Raw genomic sequence first — 19,864 nt, forward strand, 5'->3', positions numbered from 1 at the left:
TTTTGACAACCATTTTAGTATAACATAGATGTGTATAGTTTCAACTTATTTCATACCTAATGTAGTTCTGTTAGCTTTTCTAACATTTGTAAAAAGTCAATGATTTCATAGTCCATTTCTTGTACATTTCCAAGCATTGCTAAGACAAAATCAATATAACTATAGGCAACATCATCTGCTTCGAACGGGTGCCATTCAAATGGATACGTTACAATGGCATGCTTTGCCATTAAATATTGTACCATTTCCAAAGTCGATGGGTCTTGTTCTAGCTTCACTTCTAGTATATTTTTTATTTCTCCATACTGCGGTAGCTGGTTAGGCAATACTAATTCAGTAGGATTAACAACTTTGGTTTGATTGAATTTGGCTACTGTAACATTGATAGCTACTTCTTGTTCTACTAATAATATAAGTGCTAGACTCTGGACAAACGGATGGATCGTGGAACATTCAATAATCTCTTTCAACGGCTCTTTTAATTGTCTTACATTTGTATCCATAAGTCGATGTAAGCGAATGGATTGCTCATTTGGACTAAGTGCCCTAAATTTCTCAAGGTCATATTCTTGTTCTTCTATTAAACGTTGTGCATTTTCTTTTTTTTCTAGATTCTTAGACACTTCACTATTCAAATTTTTTAAGCGTTCAAATTTTTCAATTTGATCCTGAGGCAAAACATTTTCTTCAAGTAGCGTTGAAATTAATGACTCTACTTGATGGTATTCTTTTAACTGCATGCATACGGTAATGTACAATTCCATGATTTCTACATAAAATGACGTACCCATTGAAAATAATTGCTCACAAACATCCTTTGTCTTGCTATAGTCCTTTAATTCATACAAAGCGAAAGCATAGGCACTAAGAGCAAATTCATCTCCAGCTTCGTACACAAATGCCTTTTCAAAGCTTGCCACCGCTTTTTCATACTGAAAATTTTCAGCAAACATATGTCCTTCACGTATTAAAGTTTGGACAGCGCCCGGAAAAACAACAACATTGTCATGTTTAATGACATGACGCTTTCTTTTTGTCATTTTTCTCACCTCATTGTTCTAATTTTTCATTTCTGCTATTTACTAAAAAAATCCACAAGTTTCTTGTTTTTAACAAAAAATTATTGCTTTTGCATTCATATTTTGTAATAAATTGTATTATAATTAGAATAGTCTAAAATTTATCACAATAATTCGCAGACGCTTCCCCTTTGTTGTCTGCATCAAGAAAATCAAGTTCTTAACAAGGAGTGGAATCCATGCAATTACTTGATACAATTACAGAATTTGATCATTGTATCTCATCTGCATTCGAGGCATTATCGATTAAAGTCATTTCAATTTCTACAACGGACGGCCCTTTTCAAGATAAGCCGATAGAATTTGAACTTTTAACACGCACCAAAATAGATGTCTACACACAAGAAGCCAGCACCTATATTTTAAAAATTCAAGGGTGTATTCCTGGATCTATTGCACTTGGTCATCAAAACGAGTCTCTTTCCATTATTCCTCAAAAAGTAAACATTGAATGTAACTACAAGCTGCTACATGTTGATAAAAAAGATATGCATCAGATTTTACAACATCCTGAACCAAATCGTCACTATAGTGAATGGCTCATTGATGCAATCAAAAATGCCAATATTCTTGTCGAGTTAAAGACAAATCAACACACGCTCACTGAATGGCCAATTGGCATTAAATCAGCAGTCATTATTTAGCTAGACAAAGACATACTTAAATAGGTATGTCTTTTTTATTGTTCACATTTTAGTTTTACCATTTTATTGCGTTTCTATCATAACAACTTTCTATAGTTTCTGGAAATAATATTGTAAAAATTATGTTTTAAAGAGGACATTCTAACTGTGCTTGATTAAAATGAAGGTTTCAAATTTATCCCTTCGAAATGAAATGGCGCTATAATATAAAATACAAAAATAAGTTGGGGGCTTTTTTACATGGATATTAAAGAAACATTACAGTCTTTTTCTACAATGACACTGTCTGAGCGTCAGACATTTATGTTCGAACATAGTGATTGGCTATTACAGGAGATGTTAGCCCATATTGGCTCAGTTGATGCCGAATTACGAGACCAGCTCATTTATCGCACCTTTGTTGATTTACTAAGTGATAATTTATTGAGTTCTCAACAAATTCAATATTTGTTTGATACAGTTACAGGTGAGGATTTTTTATATTTACATATCGGAGATAAAACAGAGGATAGTGTCTTTACTCGTTCGTTTTCTGCTTTACTAGTTGCAGGTCTTCTTGCAAAGGACGCTGAATTACTTGTTTTAAGAGATGAAGATCTACAAGTGTTCTTTAAAAAAATTGGCCGTTATTTGTTATTAGAACAGGATACGAGAGGATATGTTCAGGGAAAAGGATGGGCACACAGTATTGCACATGGTGCAGATTTAGCTACAACAACAATAAAACATCCAAAATTCGATTTACAGTATGCACCATCCATTTTACATGCATTAAAACTTGTCACTTGGAAAGAAACAGTCTTTGTTAACGATGAAGAGGAACGTTTAATTAATATAGTGGATGCATTATTGCTTCAAAATTACTCAGAGGAAGCACTGATCGAATTTGTTGAGCAGGCTTTTGATAAATTTGAAATGCATTTAATGACACAAGGTTATAATGAGCTCTTCTTTAGTGGAAGAACTTGTACCTTAAACTTTATGAAAACACTGTATTTTTCTTTGAAAATGAATAATAAAGCTCCACAGCTTCAAAATACGATTTATGGACAAGTAGCCAAATGGCTGAAGCTTGGTGATTGACAGGTAATTTTAAAAATGCTGAATTACACCACTTAATTCTTGATAACATAAATTTTTTCTAAAACACTAGCAAACTAAGAACTGGCTTAGTTTGCTTTTTACTTTTCAAATAAAACAAATGAAGTAAAAATATGGATATTAAAGAAAACCAGTTATTATATTAACATAATTAATATTTCGCTCCATTTATTCCCTCCTCGCTCATTCCTTTCATTGAAAATTCAACCTATTGTTTCCATAAAACGTCATTGCATCTACTCCTTTTTTGGATAAAAGGCAAATAAAAAATCCCAATAGGTCTGGTTTGACAATGATTTTATTACAAAACAGCGTCTAAAATGTGAAATACCATTTTTCACATTTTAAATTATTTACTTAGGTAAACATCAGGAATGCAGTATTTTCAACGTTTACACAGTGTTTAATAAATAAAACCTATAAATACCAATACTAAAATAACGATTTTTGTTCAAAAAATGTTCAAATTCAATACCGCTATACTATCATTTTCATAACAAAATTATGTTTTTTCTTAAAAACAGAGCGTATAATCCAATGTGCAAACAACGAGAGATTGTGACAATCGTAGTTAACCAAGTATGTATTTAAACGATTGCGCAAATCATTGATTTTGCTAACGCTTGCATCAGATCAATCAACACTAGATTTTATGTTTCATATTGAACCATGCCATTGTAATTTCTTAAGTTGTTGATTGATACGCCAAGATAAAAGAGGTGACCTCAGTATCAACTATTTGTAAATGTGACACTGACAAAAAACACATGAATTTTATGAATAGCCGTTCTATAGAAAGGAGTCAAACATGAAGAAAAAATTAAGTTTAATGTTAGTAGCATTGAGTGCGATTGCTCTTCTTGCTGGATGTGAACCATTAACAGTGTTCAATCCAAAAGGACCTAATGCTGAAACATTATCAAACACAATTATCTTATCCATTATTACAATGGCCTTTATATTGCTAGTCGTGTATGTGCTTTTAGCCTTTATGCTTACAAAATATCGTGCATCAAAAGCAGCTGCAGATTATGAGCCTCCTCATGAAGAAGGAAGTCATCTGCTTGAAATTACATGGACAGTAATTCCAATTATTATCGTAGCATTTTTAGCTGTAGTGACAGTAAGAACAACATCTACAGTAGAAGCTCAACCAGCAGGTTATGACGATAAGGAGCCTTTAGTGATTTATGCATCATCATCAAACTGGAAATGGCACTTTAGTTATCCAGAAGAAGGTGTTGAAACAGTTAACTATGTAAACATTCCGGTGGATCGTCCAATCGAATTTAAGCTTTACTCATTTGGTCCAATTACAAGTTTCTGGATTCCTCAATTAGCAGGTCAAAAATATGCTATGAGTGATATGTTAACAACAATTCACCTTGCAGCAGATGAAGTTGGTTCATTTATGGGACGTAACTCTAACTTTAATGGACGTGGCTTTGCAGAAATGGAATTTGAAGCACAATCTATGACACAAGAAGACTTCGATAAATGGGTTGCTGATGTTAAATCGAAAGAGGCACCATTAACAGAAGAAAAATTTGATGAGCTTTTAGAGGCAGAACATGTTGGGCGCCAAAGCTTCTCATCTACACACTTAGACTTTAGACCAGCTCCAATGGAACATGGTAAACACATGAATATGGATGAAATGGATCATGGGGACATGTCTGAAGAAGACATGAATAATGAACATTCTGGTCATTAATTTGATTTTATCGTTGAACGAATCGAGACATTAATTTTTAATTCTGAAAGGAGCGCATCCAATGAGTATGGAAGAATTATTCCATCCAATGCAAGAACCGATGATTTTAGCGGCAGCTATTAGTATCGTAGTTGGTGCAGTGGTTATCGTAGCAGGCCTTACTTATTTCAAAAAATGGGGCTATTTCTACAAAAACTGGCTATCAACTGTTGACCATAAAAAAATCGGGATTATGTATATCGCAGTAGCTTTATTAATGCTATTCCGCGGTGGTATCGATGCACTATTAATGCGTGCACAAACAGCCGTTCCAGATAACGGACTTCTTGATGCACAACACTATAATGAAATTTTCACAACACACGGTTTATTAATGATTCTATTTATGGCGATGCCATTTGTTATCGGCTTAATGAACATTGTCATTCCACTTCAAATCGGTGCACGTGACGTTGCTTTCCCACGTCTAAATGCTGTCAGCTTCTGGCTATTTGCAGCAGGTGCTGGTTTATTAAACTTATCATTCATTATCGGTGGTTCACCAGACGCTGGTTGGACAGCCTACTTCCCTCTTGCAAGTACGGATTTTAGTCCGACTGTAGGGAATAACTATTATTCTTTAGCCCTTCAATTATCAGGTATTGGTACTTTAATGACAGGTGTTAACTTTATCACGACGATCATTAAAATGCGTGCTCCTGGTATGACATTAATGAAAATGCCAATGTTTTCTTGGTCAATTTTAATTACAAACATTATTATCGTATTCGCGTTCCCAGTATTAACTGTAGCGCTTGCTCTTATGATGTTTGACCGTCAATTCGGCACAAAATTCTTTGCGATGCAAGACGGTGGTATGGATATGCTTTGGGCCAACCTTTTCTGGGTTTGGGGACATCCTGAGGTTTATATCGTTATCCTACCTGCTTTCGGTATTTTCTCAGAAATCATTGCAACATTCGCACGTAAAAACTTATATGGTTACAAATCAATGGTGATGAGTATGGTGGTCATTTCCCTACTATCATTCGTAGTTTGGGCCCACCACTTCTATACAATGGGTCATGGTGTAATGGTAAACAGTGTTTTCTCTATTACAACAATGGCAATCGCCGTTCCTACTGGGGTTAAAATATTCAACTGGCTACTCACAATGAGGCACGGGAAAATTCAATTTACAACACCGATGCTTTATGCACTTGGCTTTATTCCTATCTTCACAATTGGTGGGGTTACAGGGGTAATGCTAGCGATGGCAAGTGCTGACTACCAATATCATAATACGATGTTCTTAGTTGCCCACTTCCACTATGTATTAATTCCAGGTACAGTATTTGGTGTCCTTGCAGGTTACCACTACTGGTGGCCAAAAATGTTCGGTTTCCGTCTAAATGAAAAATTAGGGAAAGCTGGTTTCTGGTTCATTGCCATCAGCTTCAACGTAACGTTCTTCCCACTATTCATTTTAGGTTTAGATGGATATGCTCGTCGTATGTACACTTATTCTGAGTCTACTGGTTATGGTCCATTGAACATGTTATCGTTCGTTGGTGCTCTAGGACTTGCAGTCGGCTTTGCATTAATCGTCTACAATATTTACTATAGCTGGAAGCATATGCCTCGTAATGAAAAGGCAGATGTTTGGGATGGTCGTACACTTGAGTGGGCTACTCATTCTCCAGTACCAGAATATAACTTTGCCGTAGTGCCTACCGTTACTCGCTTAGATGAGTTCTGGTTCGCGAAAAAAGAAGGTCGCGATATTACGGCAGGTACAATCGAAAAAATTCACATGCCAAATAATACAGGCACACCATTCTGGATGAGTGGATTCTTCTTCCTTGCAGCATTCTTCGCTGTATTTAATCTATGGATTCCAGCCATCATCAGTATGCTTGGTGTATTTGGCTTCATGATCCATCGTTCATTTGAAAAAGATCATGGTCGTTACATTTCAGTTGAGGAAGTAATGGCAACTGAGAAAAGCTTGAGAGGTGATAAATAATATGAAAATCGATTCTTCACTTCCATTAGAATATAGTACAGAGGAAAACCGTCTAAAAATCTTTGGTTTTTGGATTTTCCTTGGCGCCGAAATCGTGTTATTTGCCACTTTATTTACTGTGTATTTCACACTTCATACACGTACTGGTAGTGGACCAAATGGTGCCGAGATTTTCGAATTAACTCCCGTTCTATGGGAAACATTCTTATTATTAACAAGTAGTTTCACAATTGGTCTTGGTGTTCATGCAATGCGTATTGGTCGTAAAAAAGCGATGATGACATTCTTTATCATCACTCTATTACTAGGCCTTGGCTTCTTAGCTATTGAGATTGATGAATTTGTCACATATGTACACGAAGGTGCGACGATTCAAACAAGCGCATTCTTATCGTCATTAATGACTTTACTTGGAACGCACGGTGCCCACGTAACATTTGGTTTCTTCTGGGGCGTAGCTATTTTAATCCAAGTAGCGAAACGTGGCTTAAACCCACAAACGGCTAATAAAGCGTTTATCTTCTCACTGTACTGGCATTTCCTAGACGTTGTTTGGATTTTCATCTTCAGCTTCGTCTACTTGAAAGGACTGATTAGCTGATGAAGGAATTATTCCCAAAACAACATGTGATGGGCTTCGGCTTCTCACTATTACTAACAATCGTAGCTTTAGCAGTTGTAAAATTTGATATGTCTCTTAATATGGCATTTGGAATTTTACTAGTAACTGCTCTTGCACAGGCAACTGTACAATTAGTATTATTCATGCACATCGGTGAATCTGAAGATAAAAAAACGTTATATACGACAATTTTATACTCAGTATTCGTAGGTGTTGTGACAATCATTGGTACATTATTTGCTATGATCTGGGGTTATAATTGATCCATTACACTATGGTGTAAGCAAAAGGCTGTCTGTACTTATCGTCCTTGTACGATAAGTTCATGACAGCTTTTTTGTTTTATCCCTATTCATTTGGTAATTATCGCGTTTAACACTTATAAAAGTAGGAGTAATGTTATTTTCTTAATAAAAAAGTAGTTCTTTTCTAACAATTTATGAAACTTTTCCTTTTCTAGTGCGTATAGTAGTAGATAGTGTTTTTTACCAAGAATAGGAGATGAAAGTAATGAAGAAAATTTTTAAAGTATTAGCAGTTGGAACACTAGCGTTGACACTAGCCGCTTGTAATTCAAGCGCTACGCCTACGAAAGACACAACTAATAAAAGCAAACTCACTTTAGAACAAGTGTATGACAAAGCAGTAGATCGCCAGGCTGATATTCAAAGTGCAAGTGCTAAAATGGATATGACACAGGTGACAAAGGTTGGGTCTGGTGAAGAAGCAATGGAGTTTTCAATCGACTCCAAAATGGAGATGGATATCATCGTTGATCCACTTGCAATGCATTTATCAGGATCTATGACAATGCCTGATATGATGAATGAAGGTAAAGAAACAATGGACATGCCAATTGAAATGTATATGAAAAAAGATGCAGGCTTATTTATGAAGGATTCGACAACAGATAGCTGGTTAAAGCTCCCTAATGAGAACTTTGATGCTATATTAGATCAAACGGCGGCTTCTGCTGATGCGAAGGAACAGCTAGAACAATTGAAAAAATTCATTAAGGACTTTACATTTGAACAAACGGATGATGAATACGTCCTTACATTAGATGCAAAAGGCGATAAATTCAAAGAACTAATCGATTCTGAGATTAATAAGTCTATGCAAGAAATGGGTCTAGAAGAAAATCCAATGGATCAGCTATCAATTGAAAAAATTAACTACGTACTACACATCGATAAAGAGACTTTCGATACGAACAAAATGGATATGAATTTTGACTTAAAAATGGCCGTAGAAGGTGACGAATTGTTAATGAATACAAAATCAGTCGTTACGTATACTGAATTTAATCATCTAAAAACAATCGATATACCTCAAAGCATTATTGATAACGCTCAAACAATCCAATAATAAAAGAACCTGCTTGTCTACTAGCACAAGCAGGTTCTTTTACTCTAAACTATTTTAACAACTAACGAACAATCAACACATCACAAAGCGCATGACGTACGACTTTCTCTGCCACAGAGCCTAACATCATTTTCTCCATACGATTTAATCCAGTTGCACCGCAAACAATTAAATCAACCTGAGGTAACTGTGTTAAAATGCCTTTTGGTGAACCTGTTTCTACAATGGATTCGACCTCTTTGACTCCTGTCTGTAATGCCTCTTTTTCTAGCTTTTCCATTTTAAGAATGTTTTCCTTCTTCAATTCCTCGGCATATTTTAAGTCATATGCTGAAACTGCTCCAAACGATTTTGTATCAATGACATTCACCAATTGCAAAATAGCATTGTGTTCCTTTGCTAATTGACTAGCTCTATCCAATGCTTTTAATGATTGTTCTGAGAAATCAATTGCTACTGCGATCTTAAGATAGTTTGCCATGTTTGTCCTCCCCATTCATCCTACCATTCCATGTTTTCTCAAATATTATATCACAATGGCGTTCGATATAGTTTATCATCCTGAGGTTGCGGATTTCCACGGCCATCTGTATTATTGCTAATAAAATAAAGAAATTTTTCATCCACAAAGACATCACGAATTCTACCAAATTCTGATAGTAATTCATTGTGTTTGTTCTTATTTATATCAAAAGCTAGGACTGCTGTGCCTCTTAAGGCAGCGACATATAATTGATCATTTACAATAGCAATGCCTGATGGTGCCCATGTGTTAGAAGAACCGGATGTAAAAAGAGGTGTTATCATTCCCTGCTCTTTCTCCATTCCTTCAATAAGAGGCCAGCCATAATTCTTCCCCTTCTCAATGATATTAATTTCATCATTTCCTGCATTGCCATGCTCACTGGCATACATCGTACCATCATTAGACCATGTTAAGCCTTGTGGATTTCGATGTCCATAGCTGTATATATAGGATTGAGGAAAAGGATTATCATTCGGTATGGTGCCATCCAAATTGATGCGCAAAATTTTCCCTTCTAAAGCTTCCACATCCTGTGCTAAAGAAGGTTGTGTTGCATCTCCTACCGTTGCATACAGCTTGCCGTCAGGACCTATTTTCAAACGTCCCCCATGATGGTATGTACCACTCTTTATTCGATCCATAATAAGATTCTGTTCGAGCCATTTATTATCGTTAAACGTTAACGTAACAATTCGATTAAATTGTTCCTCTTCCTCGACATACGTATAATACGCATAGGCAACTTGACTAGTAGGAAAATTAGGTGCTAACACAAATCCCAACATACCAGCTTCTGGAGCAGTTGATAGCTCCTTTTTCAGGATAATCTGCTGCCTATCAACGCCCCCTTCCGCAATCTTTACAATACTTCCTGGCCTTTCTGCTATATAAAAGACATCTCCACTTTTTTGAATCGACCAAGGTGTCTGCAATTGATCTGCTATTATTTCGATAGAGGAATTCATGGCATCTATAGCGTGATTTTCCTCACTTTCTAACCTATTATCGTTATTATCCTTCGTTGACGTACAAGCAACACATAGAATCATCGTTAGCAGTATTAAAGGTATGTAACGTCCCATGATTAATCATCCTCTCATTTATGAAAAATAGAAAGAGACGCCACCTAGACGCCTCTTTTACTTTTTATACTTTCAAACAGGATTATTTCACCAAATGTTCTTGTTTTCTCTAACACCTCTAGAAAGGCTTCTTTACGATGGATGAGTCGTTCTTGGTGCAATTTCTGATAGGAATGCTGAAAATCATCTATAGCTATTTTATCCATAAACTCACCTCATATAGTAGTACGTGCTAATATCATTATAATGTTGGAAAATTCTTACGACAATTCTATTTATATTTTTGATTATATGTTCCCAAAATAATAAGGATAAAAGACATATAATTTCTTGCAGCAACCATTTAAATTTATCTAACTAATGAATGAAAAATGGTAGTACTTTCTCTTCCACAGCTTGTTCACCCGCTTGAATCCATCTACTTTTGTCATGAATGTAGCCATCTTTATCAAGCGGGGTTTGGAATTGGCTAGCACCAGTTGCATCTAGTAAGGAACCCTCATCATAATCTAGACCAATATTCTCAACATGCTTAATGACAAATGGCTTTTGAAAACGAATTTGAGCATCTTCATTATCAAGCTCCCCTGATGTGACGATAAAGGGGACACGCAAATAAATCGTTTCTCCTGCCTCTTTCCACAATACCGAGTCAAAGCTACCTTTATAATACTCCCAATTTCCGCCGATCGTGAAACCTCGATTAGCAATTTTATCTCGTAAATAGCCAAAACCTATCTCTTTACCAACAATTTTTGAATCAAATTGTAGCATTTTATATTCTCCTCCTTTCACTCGATAAAAGTTTAACCTAAAAGACGCTATTACAAACTTGCTATAAAATCCTTTTTGCTTAACAAAAAAATCCCGAAACCTGAGTAAATTATGGTTTCGGGATTTTCGTAAGTTTTTTTATAAAGGCACTGAAATCTTTCGATGCAACACATATTTAGCGGCTTCTACATACTCTGTGACAGCTCTTTGACTGACTGCGGCTGTCGGAACAATACTCTCAAAGCCATGATAGCAGCCTGGGTATAAGTGGAATTCGACATCTACTCCAGCCTGACATAGCTTGGTTACATATTGTAAAGTCTCATCACGAAACGGATCAAGTTGACCAACACATGTATAAGTAAATGGTAAACCTGATAAATCATCCGCTCTAGCTGCTGCGGCATATGGTGGCACATTGTCGCTACCATTTGCTCCATTCAAATACATTTCCCAGCCCTTCTGATTGAGTGAGTGGTTCCAGATCATATGACCCTTAATTTCTAATGAAGACGGTGTATTATTGCGATCATCAATCATTGGATAGAGCGGCATTTGGAAACTAAGCTTCGGATAATTTCGATCACGTGTAAGTAATGCAAGTGCAGCTGTGAGTCCACCTCCAGCACTAGCTCCAGCAATTCCTAAGCGGGTAGGATCAATTCGTAATTCATCCGCATGATCCGCGACCCATTTTAACGCTGCATAGCAATCTTCAAGCGGAGCTGGATAAGGATGTTCAGGTGCAAGTCGATAGTCTACAGATACCACCACACAATTCGCGTCATTGACAAAGCGCTGACAAAGCACATCATCTCCCTCGGGAGCTCCTAAGACATAGCCCCCACCATGAATCCATAGCAGGCCTGGATATATTTCCTTTTGCTCTTTTGACTTATAAATACGAAGACGAAGAGAATGATTATCATCAGGCCCTTGAATGACTTTATTTTCTACTATGATGTGCTCTTCAATTGGAGCTGGTACAGCAACGGCTGCCATTCCTTCTCTTGTAGCTTGTACATTATCCAAATCTAATGGGGGAAAAATTGCTAACGTTTCTTTTAGTTCTGAATCAATACGATGTTCCATTAAAATCCTTCCTCTCTTATTTAAAATGTTTTTACGATGTTAAACCGCCATCAATTGGGACGACAGCACCATTCACATAAGAAGCTTCCTGCGAAATTAAGAAAGCGATTACATTTGCGATTTCAGTAGGGTTTGCTAATCTACGTAATGGTCCATTTTCTTCTGGACTTGATGCCAATCCCTTTGTCATGTTTGTCATCACGCCACCGGGACAAATTGCATTCACTCGAATCCCTTTAGGTCCATATTCCATGGCTGCCGTTTTAGTTAACCCAATTACACCATGCTTACTTGCCGCATAACCACCTAGATAGGGTTGTCCCTGTATACCAGCTGCTGAGGATGTATTCACAATAACACCTGATTGCTGTTGCTCCATTTCTTTTAATACATACTTTAAGCCGAGAAACGCCCCTTTAAGATTGACCGAGATTATTCTATCAAACGTTTCCTCTTCTAAATCTCCCAGTAGTGTAGGTGGGCTTAAAACACCTGCATTATTGATAAAAGCATCAATCCTGCCAAATGTTTCTTTTGCAGCGTCCACATATTTTTTGACATCATTGCTTTGTGAAACATCAGCTTGGACAAAAATTGCTTGTTGGTGATATTCCTTAACAGCATGTAGTGTGTCTTGTCCAATTTTATCATCAAAATCCACTAAAACTAATGCTTTGCCCATAGTGGCAAGCAATTTTGCTGTCTCTCTTCCTATACCACTTCCAGCACCTGTAATAATGACTACTTGTTGCTCCATATTGATATATGCTCCCCTCTCACAAACTATGATATTGATTTTAATTTCATTAACTTAAAGCCTACATAATTGTTTTGAGCCACCTCATTACAATGTTTTGTGTAATAATCAAATCCTCCTAGATAGATTAAAAAACTTCGAGGTTTGCCCTCAATATTGGCTCCCGTATACCAGGAATCACCTTTGACGTAGAGTGTTGCATTAGCGACATCTCGACAATGTGTGCTCCAAGCTTCCTCTGCTTCTATTGTTGGTTCCACAAGATCAATGTCATGCTCACGCAAATAATGCATGCACTCGGCAATCCATTCGACATGCTGCTCAATAGCAATCGGCATGTTCACGAGAACAGAAGGGCTTTCTGGTCCCGTAATCATAAATAAATTAGGAAAACCTGCTGTTGTGAGTCCAAGATAGGTTTGAACAGCTGCCCCATCCTTCCACTTCTCTTTTAATGACACGCCATTCCTTCCTCGGATATCAATCTTAAATAATGGCCCTGTCATGCCATCATAGCCTGTCGCAAAAATGATGATCTCTAAATCAAAATGGTTATCCGCCGTTTGAATACCTTCTCCTGTTATTTTTTGAATAGGTGATTCTTTGACATCAACCAGTAAAACATTCTCCCTATTATAGGTTTCAAAATAATTGCTATCTAAAACCTGTCTTTTCGTTCCATACATATACTTAGGACATAGTTTTTCTGCAACCACAGGATCTTTCACAATCTGTCTTATTTTGGAGCGAATAAATTCTGCCGCTTTTTCATTGGACTGTTCATTCGTTAACAAGTCATGATAAGTAGCTGAGAAGGCAAAGCCACCTTGTGCCCAAGCTTTCTCAAAAACCGCCTGCCTCTTATCATCAGGTTCTTCCATTGCAGATTGCTGATTTTGTGCAAAAGGTGTACCTGAAACCGAATTTCTCATGGAACGTTTTATCGCTTCAAAATTTTTCTTCGTTTCTTTGATAAAGTCCTCTTCATATGCATGGTTACGAGCGGGAATCGTATATTGTGGAGTGCGTTGAAACACCGTTAACTGCTCTGCTTCTTTTGCAATAACAGGTATTGCCTGAATTCCGCTTGAGCCTGTCCCAATAATTCCTACACGCTTCCCAGTAAAATCAACCTTTTCATGTGGCCAATGCCCCGTGTGATACCATTTTCCGTTAAATTGTTGCAACCCCTGGATGTTAGGAACATTTGCTGCAGATAGACAGCCTATTCCTGTAATAAAATACTTTGTTAAAATGTACTGGCCATCGTTTAGATAAATCATCCATTTATGTCGTTCTTCATCAAAATGAGCTGCAGTGACTCTTGTGTTAAATTGAATATCTGTTCGCAATTGAAAACGATCGGCTACATAATTTAAATAGCGTAATATTTCCGCTTGCTCTGGAAATCTAGATGTCCAAGTCCATTCTTCATATAATTCTTTTGAAAAGGTGTAGTTATAGTAGATACTTTGAATGTCACATCTTGCACCAGGATAACGATTCCAATACCAAACACCTCCTACACCATCCCCAGCCTCGTATACAATGGTCGAAAAGCCTTTACTCCTCAACTGATGTAGCATATACAGACCTGCGAACCCAGCACCTAGAACAACTGCATCCACCTCTTTAATTGTTTGACTACTCATCTGCTGCTCCTCCTCACATCAAAATAGGAAAATATGGATTTACTTAACTTAAATACTACAACTTACAGAAAATATTGAAAATTCCTTATTTTAAGCGTAGTATATACTTAAAAAAGGGGATAGGTCATGTCCAATCTTTATACCATTCAAAAACGTTTCGACACGGTACAAAGTTATGCCACCCATGAAGAGTTGTTGATACACATTTTGCAGGTATATTTAGATTCTTTTCCTATCAAGGATGCCTATTTATTAAGGTATTCTCCAATAGGCTTTGTCGCTGAAGGAATCATTTTTTTGAATGAATCGGGTGGTAGTCATATTGGTGAAATTCGTGAGGAGATTCGTAGCTTCCCTATTATTTATGCTGCTATTGAAGATAAAAAGGCTAAATTTTGTACAGGTATGGACTATTTAAAAAATATCAGTATTAAATATTCTATTCCCTCGCAAAATAATTCGTTTTTAATTGTCCCGATTTACATTGGGCAATATGTTTTTGGTTATATTTGTAGTACTCAATTAGAAGAGGAAATCGATATAAATGAAAAGCTGTTAGATGACATGACAACCTTTGGAAACATGATTGGGCAGCTTATCATGCAAGCTAGAAATAGCAAAAAAGAGGGTTTTCTTAGCAAGCGTGAGCTAGAGGTAATGAGACAGGTAGCGCAGGGAGATAGTACAAAGGAAATAGCAGATGCTATGAATTTAAGTGAATTAACCATTACACAATATGTAAAATCTGCTATTAAAAAATTGCGTGCCAAAAATCGCTCTCATGCCATTAGCATTCTTTACCAAGAGGGAATCATTCTTTAAAAAATTAGGGGAGCACGCTACTCCCCTTCGCAAGAAATCCACAATTGTCTTCGTATGAACAATGTTATTACCCCCAGTAAGCCTTCATTAAATCTACTGACCATGCGGGCTGTTTAACATCCTTCTTAGGTAAAAATTCTTTCATCACAGGCTTTATATCTAGTATAGGTGTGCCATCTATGGCATCTAGCCCTTGAACGATTAATGCTCTAGGTTTGACCTCTAACAACGCAACGGTTGTACTTCCTAATTTATTAGGTCTATTCTTACCCCTTTGAGCGAAAATGCCTACCTCAGGATAATCTTGATTATTTCTAGGATGTCTAGCCTTATATTGGATTTGATCGTCTGTAACCTTATCAAAATAAAAAATAATTTCTAGATGAGAAAAATCTTCTATTCCTTTTAAGGATGCCTCATGGATATGATCAGCAAGTTCAATAGTTGAAATAATCTCTCCCCAGTGATCATCTTGTATCATTTGTCGATTGTTATGAACTGTAGCGATTGATTGAATGGTAAATTGCATGCCTTTATCCCCCATCTTTTCGAATATCTACTATCCTACCTTTAATTCCAGTATATACTTAAATGGACAGAAAAAAAGATGATTAACGATGTTAATCACCTGACGTGCCATAATCCTTAATGGAAACATTCACTTCACATGTAATAGGAACCTCACTAAACGTTTGATCCCATTCTTTTTTTCTTTTTTGCCATACTTTCGGGTAATCGATTCTTAGTTTATTGCCAAACCCAGAAACATCTGTTTGAAATTCATGTTGCGTTTTATCTAGTGCTTTCCTCACTAATCGCTCTATCTCTTTTTCAAATACTTTCTCTGCTTTTTTCAAAAATTGATTGTCAAATGCTTTATCGGAGAGAACCCAATGTTCAGCAATTCTTCCCTCTGATTGAATTTTTATCGTAAAGGAGATTTGATCCCCTTTTACATGTGGAATAATTTTACTTTTAGCTGAAATAATTTCATACACAATAGGTGCTCCTGACTCCTCATCAAAGCCTTTGACTAGGCCACCTTTCGCATCGCCAGACATCCATGCAATTCCTTCTAGGTCACTCTCATTTAAAAATCCTCGTAGCTTTTTGGTTTTTCCTTCAATGATAGCAGCGCCTGCAAATTTTACTTCTCCATTTTCCGTACTCACATTTTGCAATAAAAAGCTAGAGTCTGAATACAGCTTCCCCTCTAGTTTGGCTACGGTCATCGGAGGCAAAATTTTTGTCGTCCTTTCATGTCCCTCCATCATTTCTACTAATTGAAAGGCAGGAATTTTAGTTGGTTCATTTGTTTCAAGTGCCTGACTTGCCTGATCCTGAGCAATAAAGAGCAGTCCACTCGGCCGTATTTCTAATTCTCTTAGAAAAAAATCCAACGTTTGTTGGAGATTGATAGTACTAGCTAATTCCTCACCGATAATAATTACTTTGGAATGTTCAGCAAAGGAACGTTTATCAACCTTTAACAGCATATTTCGTAAAGTTGGTAACACCGCATCACCTGTCTCAGAAACATTTTTATACGCTTTTTCTGGCAATGCTCCCTCTTTTGTTCCAGAAACCGTAGTCTCTGACGTAACAAATTGATTGGTAATTGTTAGCAACTGTCTGTTTGCATACCTAGCATCTTGTTGCTCTTCAGAGGAAACATCACCCGTCTCTAAATCCAATGATGTACCTACAATAAGGCCTAAATCCTCAATCTCTTTACTACTCCAACATCCAGTAAGAAGCAAGGTTACCGTTGCAACTAGAAGTAAACGTACACAACACTGTATTCGCTTCATGCTTTCTTTCCTTTCAATTTCGAAATAAGGAGTAAGGTTATCGGTACTACACCAAATAAAATTAATGCAGCATGACCAATCTTATCGCCAAATGTAAATAGATCGTTAATATTTTTAGGTGTCATCGCAATAATGTAAATAATCGGAAGTAGCCCATATAAGAAGGGATGCATATTTTTCTTAAACAGTTGGGCTAATCCTAAAGTAGCGGCATAATAAGTAATCGTAAAGGTAGCAAAGATTTGCATAATCCAAATTACAAGAAGAAATGACTCAAAGCGTTCAAAAATTAAACCAGGGATTTCAAAACTTCGCATTAATTCAATTGTTGGCCAAGTCCTTGTCAAAACCCCCTCAATGGATAGAGCACCAATGACCATCACAACCGTGATGACATAAAAGAGTAAAGGTATGGCTATACCCGCCAGTACAACCTTTACGGCCTTTGATTTATCTGAGGGGTACATAAATGCCACAAGTAGTAGCATAATTTCAGGCCCTAAAAATGCCAGTGTCGCTGTTTTTATTCCCTTTAACATCGGAACAACGCCCAGACCGAGTACTGGTCTTAAATTATCGATTTCAAAAATCCCTAAACTTAAAAAGGCCACAAGTAAAAAAATAACAAAGGTAATAGGAAAAATGATTTCAAATAAACGAGCGATTGTGTTGATGCCACCGCTTATTAAGTAAAGTCCAACCCATAAAAAAGGCAAAATAATCGCCCAAGTGGGGGTTCCTTCTAATAAGAAGAGAGAAGTTACTTCAGCCATGATGCGAACTTCAAAGGCAGAAATGGTAAAAAAGTAGGCAATTACACACGCACTTATAAACCAGCCTAACCACTTCCCTATGATATCTTGATTATATTGATAAAATGTTTTGTCAGAGTATTGTTGGCTTAGCTTCACAATGATTACACCTGCAATCATTGCAACGACTCCACCTAAAAATACACTAATCCAAACATCTGGCGTTTTAACTTTTTCTACAGATGCACGAGGTAAAGTAAGAATCCCAGTGGCAAGAATATAGTTAATAATAATAACAACTGCTTGTGACGTCGTTATTTTATCTTTCATACTGCTGTTCATGGCTGTTTTGCTCCCTTTCTCTTATTCCCCTTTGCGGACCGAATCTTTTGGCTTTAACAATCTAGGACGATGCTTCATCATCTTTAACGGCATTCGCACCATAAAATCTTTCCAATCACCTGCTCGATACGGAATAGTTGGGCTCAAATATGATACACCGAAGCTCTTTAGCTTTACCAAATGACTGCAAAGGAATAAGAAAAATAGAATGATGCCATATAGTCCAAATAAAGCTGCGGAAAACATCGCCACAAAACGTAGCATTCTTAGCGTGATACCAGCATTATATTGAGGGATAGCAAAAGAGGAAATTGCTGTTAATGCAACCACAATGACCATGATTGGACTCACAATTCCTGCCTGTACGGCGGCTTCTCCAATAACAAGTCCTCCAACGATCCCCATTGTCGGACCAATCGGCTTTGGTAGACGAAGTCCTGCTTCTCGTAATATCTCAATAGCGACTTCCATAATGAGGGCTTCAATCAATGCTGGAAACGGTACCCCCTGCCTTGTTGCCATCATGGACAGCGCTAGTTTAGTGGGAATTAAGCCTTGATGAAACGATACAAAAGCAATGTACAGGGATGGGCCAAATAAAGAGATGCCTGCAGCAAAATAGCGAAGCAAGCGAATAAGTGAGCTCGATAACCAACGTTCATAGTAATCCTCTGGTGATTGCAGTAGCATATTAAACGTGACTGGCACAATTAATGCAAAGGGAGTTCCATCTAAAAGAATTGCGACTCGTCCCTCTAGTAAAGCAGCAATAACCCGATCAGGACGCTCGGTACTTTGCACTTGCGAAAATGGGCTGAGATAATCATCCTCAATCAATTGCTCAATATATCCCGATTCAGCAACATCATCCAAATGGATTGTTTCAATTCGTTCCTTCACCTCTTTGACAAGATTAGGCTGCACAATTTCATCTATATAGGCTAAAACCAACTCTTTTTTCGTACGCTCGCCCACTTCCATCTCAATAATCGATAAATTTCGATTCTCACCATGCTGTCTTAATAAAGAGGTATTTACACTTAATTTTTCCGTGAAGCCCACTCTAGGCCCACGTACTAATGCCTCAGAAACAGGCTCCTCAAGATTACGAGTTTTGCCATGTGACGTACCAATGATCAATACATGCTGTATGCCATCCACAATTAATACAGTGGAACCCGTTAGTACTTTCCCAACAGCTTTCATAACTTTCTTTTCCTCTAACAGATCACTCACTGGTAGCATTTCATTAATAATCGATTGCTGTAGTTCATGCCCTCTTAAAACTGATGACTTTTCTGTATGTCCATTCATTAATGATTTCAAAATATGTTTGTCAATCAATTCTTTATCGCATAATCCTTTAAGAAAAACGATCGCTGCACGAGTATCCGTATTCCCTATTTGAAATTCTCTAAAATGAATATCCCAATTATGGCCAAGTTCTTTCCTCATTTGTAAAAGATCTTTATTATAATCGCCTGTAAATTGCTCTAACGTTTTTTGAACAGGTATGTGTATCATCTCACCTTGTTCACTATTTTCTATCATCTCAATTTTGCCATTGCTCTTATTAACAAATAAAAAAACATGAAATAATTTATAAATTAAATATGGAATAAAAAATGCTAAAAAGCCTTGTAAAAAAACTTGCCAATGTGGCATGTAGGAAATAACCTTTTCCCACATATTGATCACCCTCTTTAGTACACTTGTACAGA

At 36.9% G+C, this 19,864-nt stretch carries 20 protein-coding genes; 8 read left to right on the top strand and 12 right to left on the bottom strand.

Annotation, left to right across the window (positions count from 1 at the left end):
• Nucleotides 1-56: 56 nt before the first annotated feature.
• A complete protein-coding gene (locus MHB39_RS16280) occupies nt 57-1,040 on the bottom strand; it encodes a hypothetical protein (RefSeq protein ID WP_048395114.1) in 984 nt (327 codons plus the stop codon).
• A 218-nt stretch (nt 1,041-1,258) separates the two neighbouring features.
• Here MHB39_RS16280 and MHB39_RS16285 point away from each other — a divergent pair, with 218 nt between their 5' ends.
• The 7 genes from MHB39_RS16285 (at nt 1,259) to MHB39_RS16315 (ending at nt 8,533) form a co-directional block, all read left to right on the top strand.
• The gene (locus MHB39_RS16285; RefSeq protein ID WP_048395112.1) at nt 1,259-1,723 is read left to right on the top strand and encodes a hypothetical protein; all 465 of its coding nucleotides are present in this window, start codon (nt 1,259-1,261) and stop codon (nt 1,721-1,723) included.
• Between the two features lie 240 nt (nt 1,724-1,963).
• A complete protein-coding gene (locus tag MHB39_RS16290; protein WP_112118086.1) occupies nt 1,964-2,806 on the top strand; it encodes a DUF2785 domain-containing protein in 843 nt (280 codons plus the stop codon).
• An 826-nt stretch (nt 2,807-3,632) separates the two neighbouring features.
• A complete protein-coding gene (gene qoxA, locus MHB39_RS16295; RefSeq protein ID WP_048395109.1) occupies nt 3,633-4,538 on the top strand; it encodes a cytochrome aa3 quinol oxidase subunit II in 906 nt (301 codons plus the stop codon).
• Between the two features lie 61 nt (nt 4,539-4,599).
• Nucleotides 4,600-6,543 carry a cytochrome aa3 quinol oxidase subunit I gene (qoxB, locus tag MHB39_RS16300; RefSeq protein WP_048395108.1) on the top strand — a complete coding sequence of 648 codons (1,944 nt, stop codon included), beginning with the start codon at nt 4,600-4,602 and terminating at the stop codon, nt 6,541-6,543.
• A 1-nt stretch (nt 6,544) separates the two neighbouring features.
• On the top strand, nt 6,545-7,144 hold the full coding sequence (qoxC, locus tag MHB39_RS16305; protein WP_004226587.1) for a cytochrome aa3 quinol oxidase subunit III: 600 nt from the start codon (nt 6,545-6,547) through the stop codon (nt 7,142-7,144).
• Complete coding sequence (gene qoxD / locus MHB39_RS16310) at nt 7,144-7,428, top strand: cytochrome aa3 quinol oxidase subunit IV (RefSeq protein WP_004226585.1); 285 nt, start codon at nt 7,144-7,146, stop codon at nt 7,426-7,428. Before qoxC ends, qoxD begins: the two co-directional genes overlap by 1 nt.
• A 247-nt stretch (nt 7,429-7,675) precedes the next feature.
• Nucleotides 7,676-8,533 carry a DUF6612 family protein gene (locus tag MHB39_RS16315; RefSeq protein ID WP_328024248.1) on the top strand — a complete coding sequence of 286 codons (858 nt, stop codon included), beginning with the start codon at nt 7,676-7,678 and terminating at the stop codon, nt 8,531-8,533.
• A 61-nt stretch (nt 8,534-8,594) separates the two neighbouring features.
• Here MHB39_RS16315 and MHB39_RS16320 read toward each other — a convergent pair whose 3' ends face one another.
• The 7 genes from MHB39_RS16320 to MHB39_RS16350 all read right to left on the bottom strand — a co-directional run bounded on the left by MHB39_RS16320 (nt 8,595) and on the right by MHB39_RS16350 (nt 14,416).
• Nucleotides 8,595-9,014, bottom strand: a complete 420-nt coding sequence (locus tag MHB39_RS16320; RefSeq protein WP_054550012.1) for a universal stress protein — start codon at nt 9,012-9,014, stop codon at nt 8,595-8,597.
• 50 nt (nt 9,015-9,064) lie between these two features.
• Nucleotides 9,065-10,141, bottom strand: a complete 1,077-nt coding sequence (locus MHB39_RS16325) for a PQQ-dependent sugar dehydrogenase (RefSeq protein ID WP_279495633.1) — start codon at nt 10,139-10,141, stop codon at nt 9,065-9,067.
• 44 nt (nt 10,142-10,185) lie between these two features.
• On the bottom strand, nt 10,186-10,347 hold the full coding sequence (locus MHB39_RS16330) for a hypothetical protein (RefSeq protein WP_167444838.1): 162 nt from the start codon (nt 10,345-10,347) through the stop codon (nt 10,186-10,188).
• Nucleotides 10,348-10,498: 151 nt separating this feature from the next.
• Entirely contained in the window at nt 10,499-10,915 is a 417-nt protein-coding gene (locus MHB39_RS16335) for a YugN family protein (protein ID WP_016991855.1), read from the bottom strand.
• A 138-nt stretch (nt 10,916-11,053) separates the two neighbouring features.
• Complete coding sequence (locus MHB39_RS16340; protein ID WP_342544561.1) at nt 11,054-12,007, bottom strand: alpha/beta hydrolase; 954 nt, start codon at nt 12,005-12,007, stop codon at nt 11,054-11,056.
• A 31-nt stretch (nt 12,008-12,038) separates the two neighbouring features.
• Entirely contained in the window at nt 12,039-12,770 is a 732-nt protein-coding gene (locus MHB39_RS16345) for an SDR family NAD(P)-dependent oxidoreductase (RefSeq protein WP_342546932.1), read from the bottom strand.
• A 20-nt stretch (nt 12,771-12,790) separates the two neighbouring features.
• A complete protein-coding gene (locus MHB39_RS16350) occupies nt 12,791-14,416 on the bottom strand; it encodes an NAD(P)/FAD-dependent oxidoreductase (protein ID WP_342544563.1) in 1,626 nt (541 codons plus the stop codon).
• Between the two features lie 126 nt (nt 14,417-14,542).
• On the opposite strand from MHB39_RS16350, the gene MHB39_RS16355 reads away from it, so the two are divergent.
• On the top strand, nt 14,543-15,238 hold the full coding sequence (locus MHB39_RS16355) for a helix-turn-helix transcriptional regulator (RefSeq protein ID WP_036075641.1): 696 nt from the start codon (nt 14,543-14,545) through the stop codon (nt 15,236-15,238).
• A 67-nt stretch (nt 15,239-15,305) separates the two neighbouring features.
• Here the strand turns inward: MHB39_RS16355 and MHB39_RS16360 are convergent, their stop codons facing one another.
• The 4 genes from MHB39_RS16360 to MHB39_RS16375 all read right to left on the bottom strand — a co-directional run bounded on the left by MHB39_RS16360 (nt 15,306) and on the right by MHB39_RS16375 (nt 19,832).
• Nucleotides 15,306-15,767, bottom strand: a complete 462-nt coding sequence (locus tag MHB39_RS16360) for an SAM-dependent methyltransferase (protein ID WP_016991850.1) — start codon at nt 15,765-15,767, stop codon at nt 15,306-15,308.
• Nucleotides 15,768-15,858: 91 nt separating this feature from the next.
• Nucleotides 15,859-17,049: a Ger(x)C family spore germination protein gene (locus MHB39_RS16365; protein WP_279495638.1), complete on the bottom strand. Its 1,191-nt coding sequence runs from the start codon at nt 17,047-17,049 to the stop codon at nt 15,859-15,861.
• A complete protein-coding gene (locus MHB39_RS16370; RefSeq protein ID WP_342544565.1) occupies nt 17,046-18,143 on the bottom strand; it encodes a spore germination protein in 1,098 nt (365 codons plus the stop codon). Before MHB39_RS16370 ends, MHB39_RS16365 begins: the two co-directional genes overlap by 4 nt.
• A 21-nt stretch (nt 18,144-18,164) precedes the next feature.
• Nucleotides 18,165-19,832 carry a spore germination protein gene (locus tag MHB39_RS16375; protein WP_342544566.1) on the bottom strand — a complete coding sequence of 556 codons (1,668 nt, stop codon included), beginning with the start codon at nt 19,830-19,832 and terminating at the stop codon, nt 18,165-18,167.
• Nucleotides 19,833-19,864: the final 32 nt, after the last annotated feature.

It is taken from the genome of Lysinibacillus sp. FSL K6-4013, assembly GCF_038630435.1.
Lineage (GTDB): Bacteria > Bacillota > Bacilli > Bacillales_A > Planococcaceae > Lysinibacillus > Lysinibacillus boronitolerans.

Excerpts from the sequence above, each read along its gene's own strand:
- MHB39_RS16360 (WP_016991850.1), bottom strand. The coding sequence starts at position 15,767 with ATGCAATTTACCATTCAATCAATCGCTACAGTTCATAACAATCGACAA.
- qoxA (WP_048395109.1), top strand. The coding sequence starts at position 3,633 with ATGAAGAAAAAATTAAGTTTAATGTTAGTAGCATTGAGTGCGATTGCT.
- MHB39_RS16350 (WP_342544563.1), bottom strand. The coding sequence starts at position 14,416 with ATGAGTAGTCAAACAATTAAAGAGGTGGATGCAGTTGTTCTAGGTGCT.
- MHB39_RS16365 (WP_279495638.1), bottom strand. The coding sequence starts at position 17,049 with ATGAAGCGAATACAGTGTTGTGTACGTTTACTTCTAGTTGCAACGGTA.
- qoxD (WP_004226585.1), top strand. The coding sequence starts at position 7,144 with ATGAAGGAATTATTCCCAAAACAACATGTGATGGGCTTCGGCTTCTCA.
- MHB39_RS16285 (WP_048395112.1), top strand. The coding sequence starts at position 1,259 with ATGCAATTACTTGATACAATTACAGAATTTGATCATTGTATCTCATCT.
- MHB39_RS16355 (WP_036075641.1), top strand. The coding sequence starts at position 14,543 with ATGTCCAATCTTTATACCATTCAAAAACGTTTCGACACGGTACAAAGT.
- MHB39_RS16280 (WP_048395114.1), bottom strand. The coding sequence starts at position 1,040 with ATGACAAAAAGAAAGCGTCATGTCATTAAACATGACAATGTTGTTGTT.
- MHB39_RS16320 (WP_054550012.1), bottom strand. The coding sequence starts at position 9,014 with ATGGCAAACTATCTTAAGATCGCAGTAGCAATTGATTTCTCAGAACAA.
- qoxB (WP_048395108.1), top strand. The coding sequence starts at position 4,600 with ATGAGTATGGAAGAATTATTCCATCCAATGCAAGAACCGATGATTTTA.
- qoxC (WP_004226587.1), top strand. The coding sequence starts at position 6,545 with ATGAAAATCGATTCTTCACTTCCATTAGAATATAGTACAGAGGAAAAC.
- MHB39_RS16290 (WP_112118086.1), top strand. The coding sequence starts at position 1,964 with ATGGATATTAAAGAAACATTACAGTCTTTTTCTACAATGACACTGTCT.
- MHB39_RS16325 (WP_279495633.1), bottom strand. The coding sequence starts at position 10,141 with ATGGGACGTTACATACCTTTAATACTGCTAACGATGATTCTATGTGTT.
- MHB39_RS16335 (WP_016991855.1), bottom strand. The coding sequence starts at position 10,915 with ATGCTACAATTTGATTCAAAAATTGTTGGTAAAGAGATAGGTTTTGGC.
- MHB39_RS16330 (WP_167444838.1), bottom strand. The coding sequence starts at position 10,347 with ATGGATAAAATAGCTATAGATGATTTTCAGCATTCCTATCAGAAATTG.
- MHB39_RS16340 (WP_342544561.1), bottom strand. The coding sequence starts at position 12,007 with ATGGAACATCGTATTGATTCAGAACTAAAAGAAACGTTAGCAATTTTT.
- MHB39_RS16315 (WP_328024248.1), top strand. The coding sequence starts at position 7,676 with ATGAAGAAAATTTTTAAAGTATTAGCAGTTGGAACACTAGCGTTGACA.
- MHB39_RS16370 (WP_342544565.1), bottom strand. The coding sequence starts at position 18,143 with ATGAACAGCAGTATGAAAGATAAAATAACGACGTCACAAGCAGTTGTT.
- MHB39_RS16375 (WP_342544566.1), bottom strand. The coding sequence starts at position 19,832 with ATGTGGGAAAAGGTTATTTCCTACATGCCACATTGGCAAGTTTTTTTA.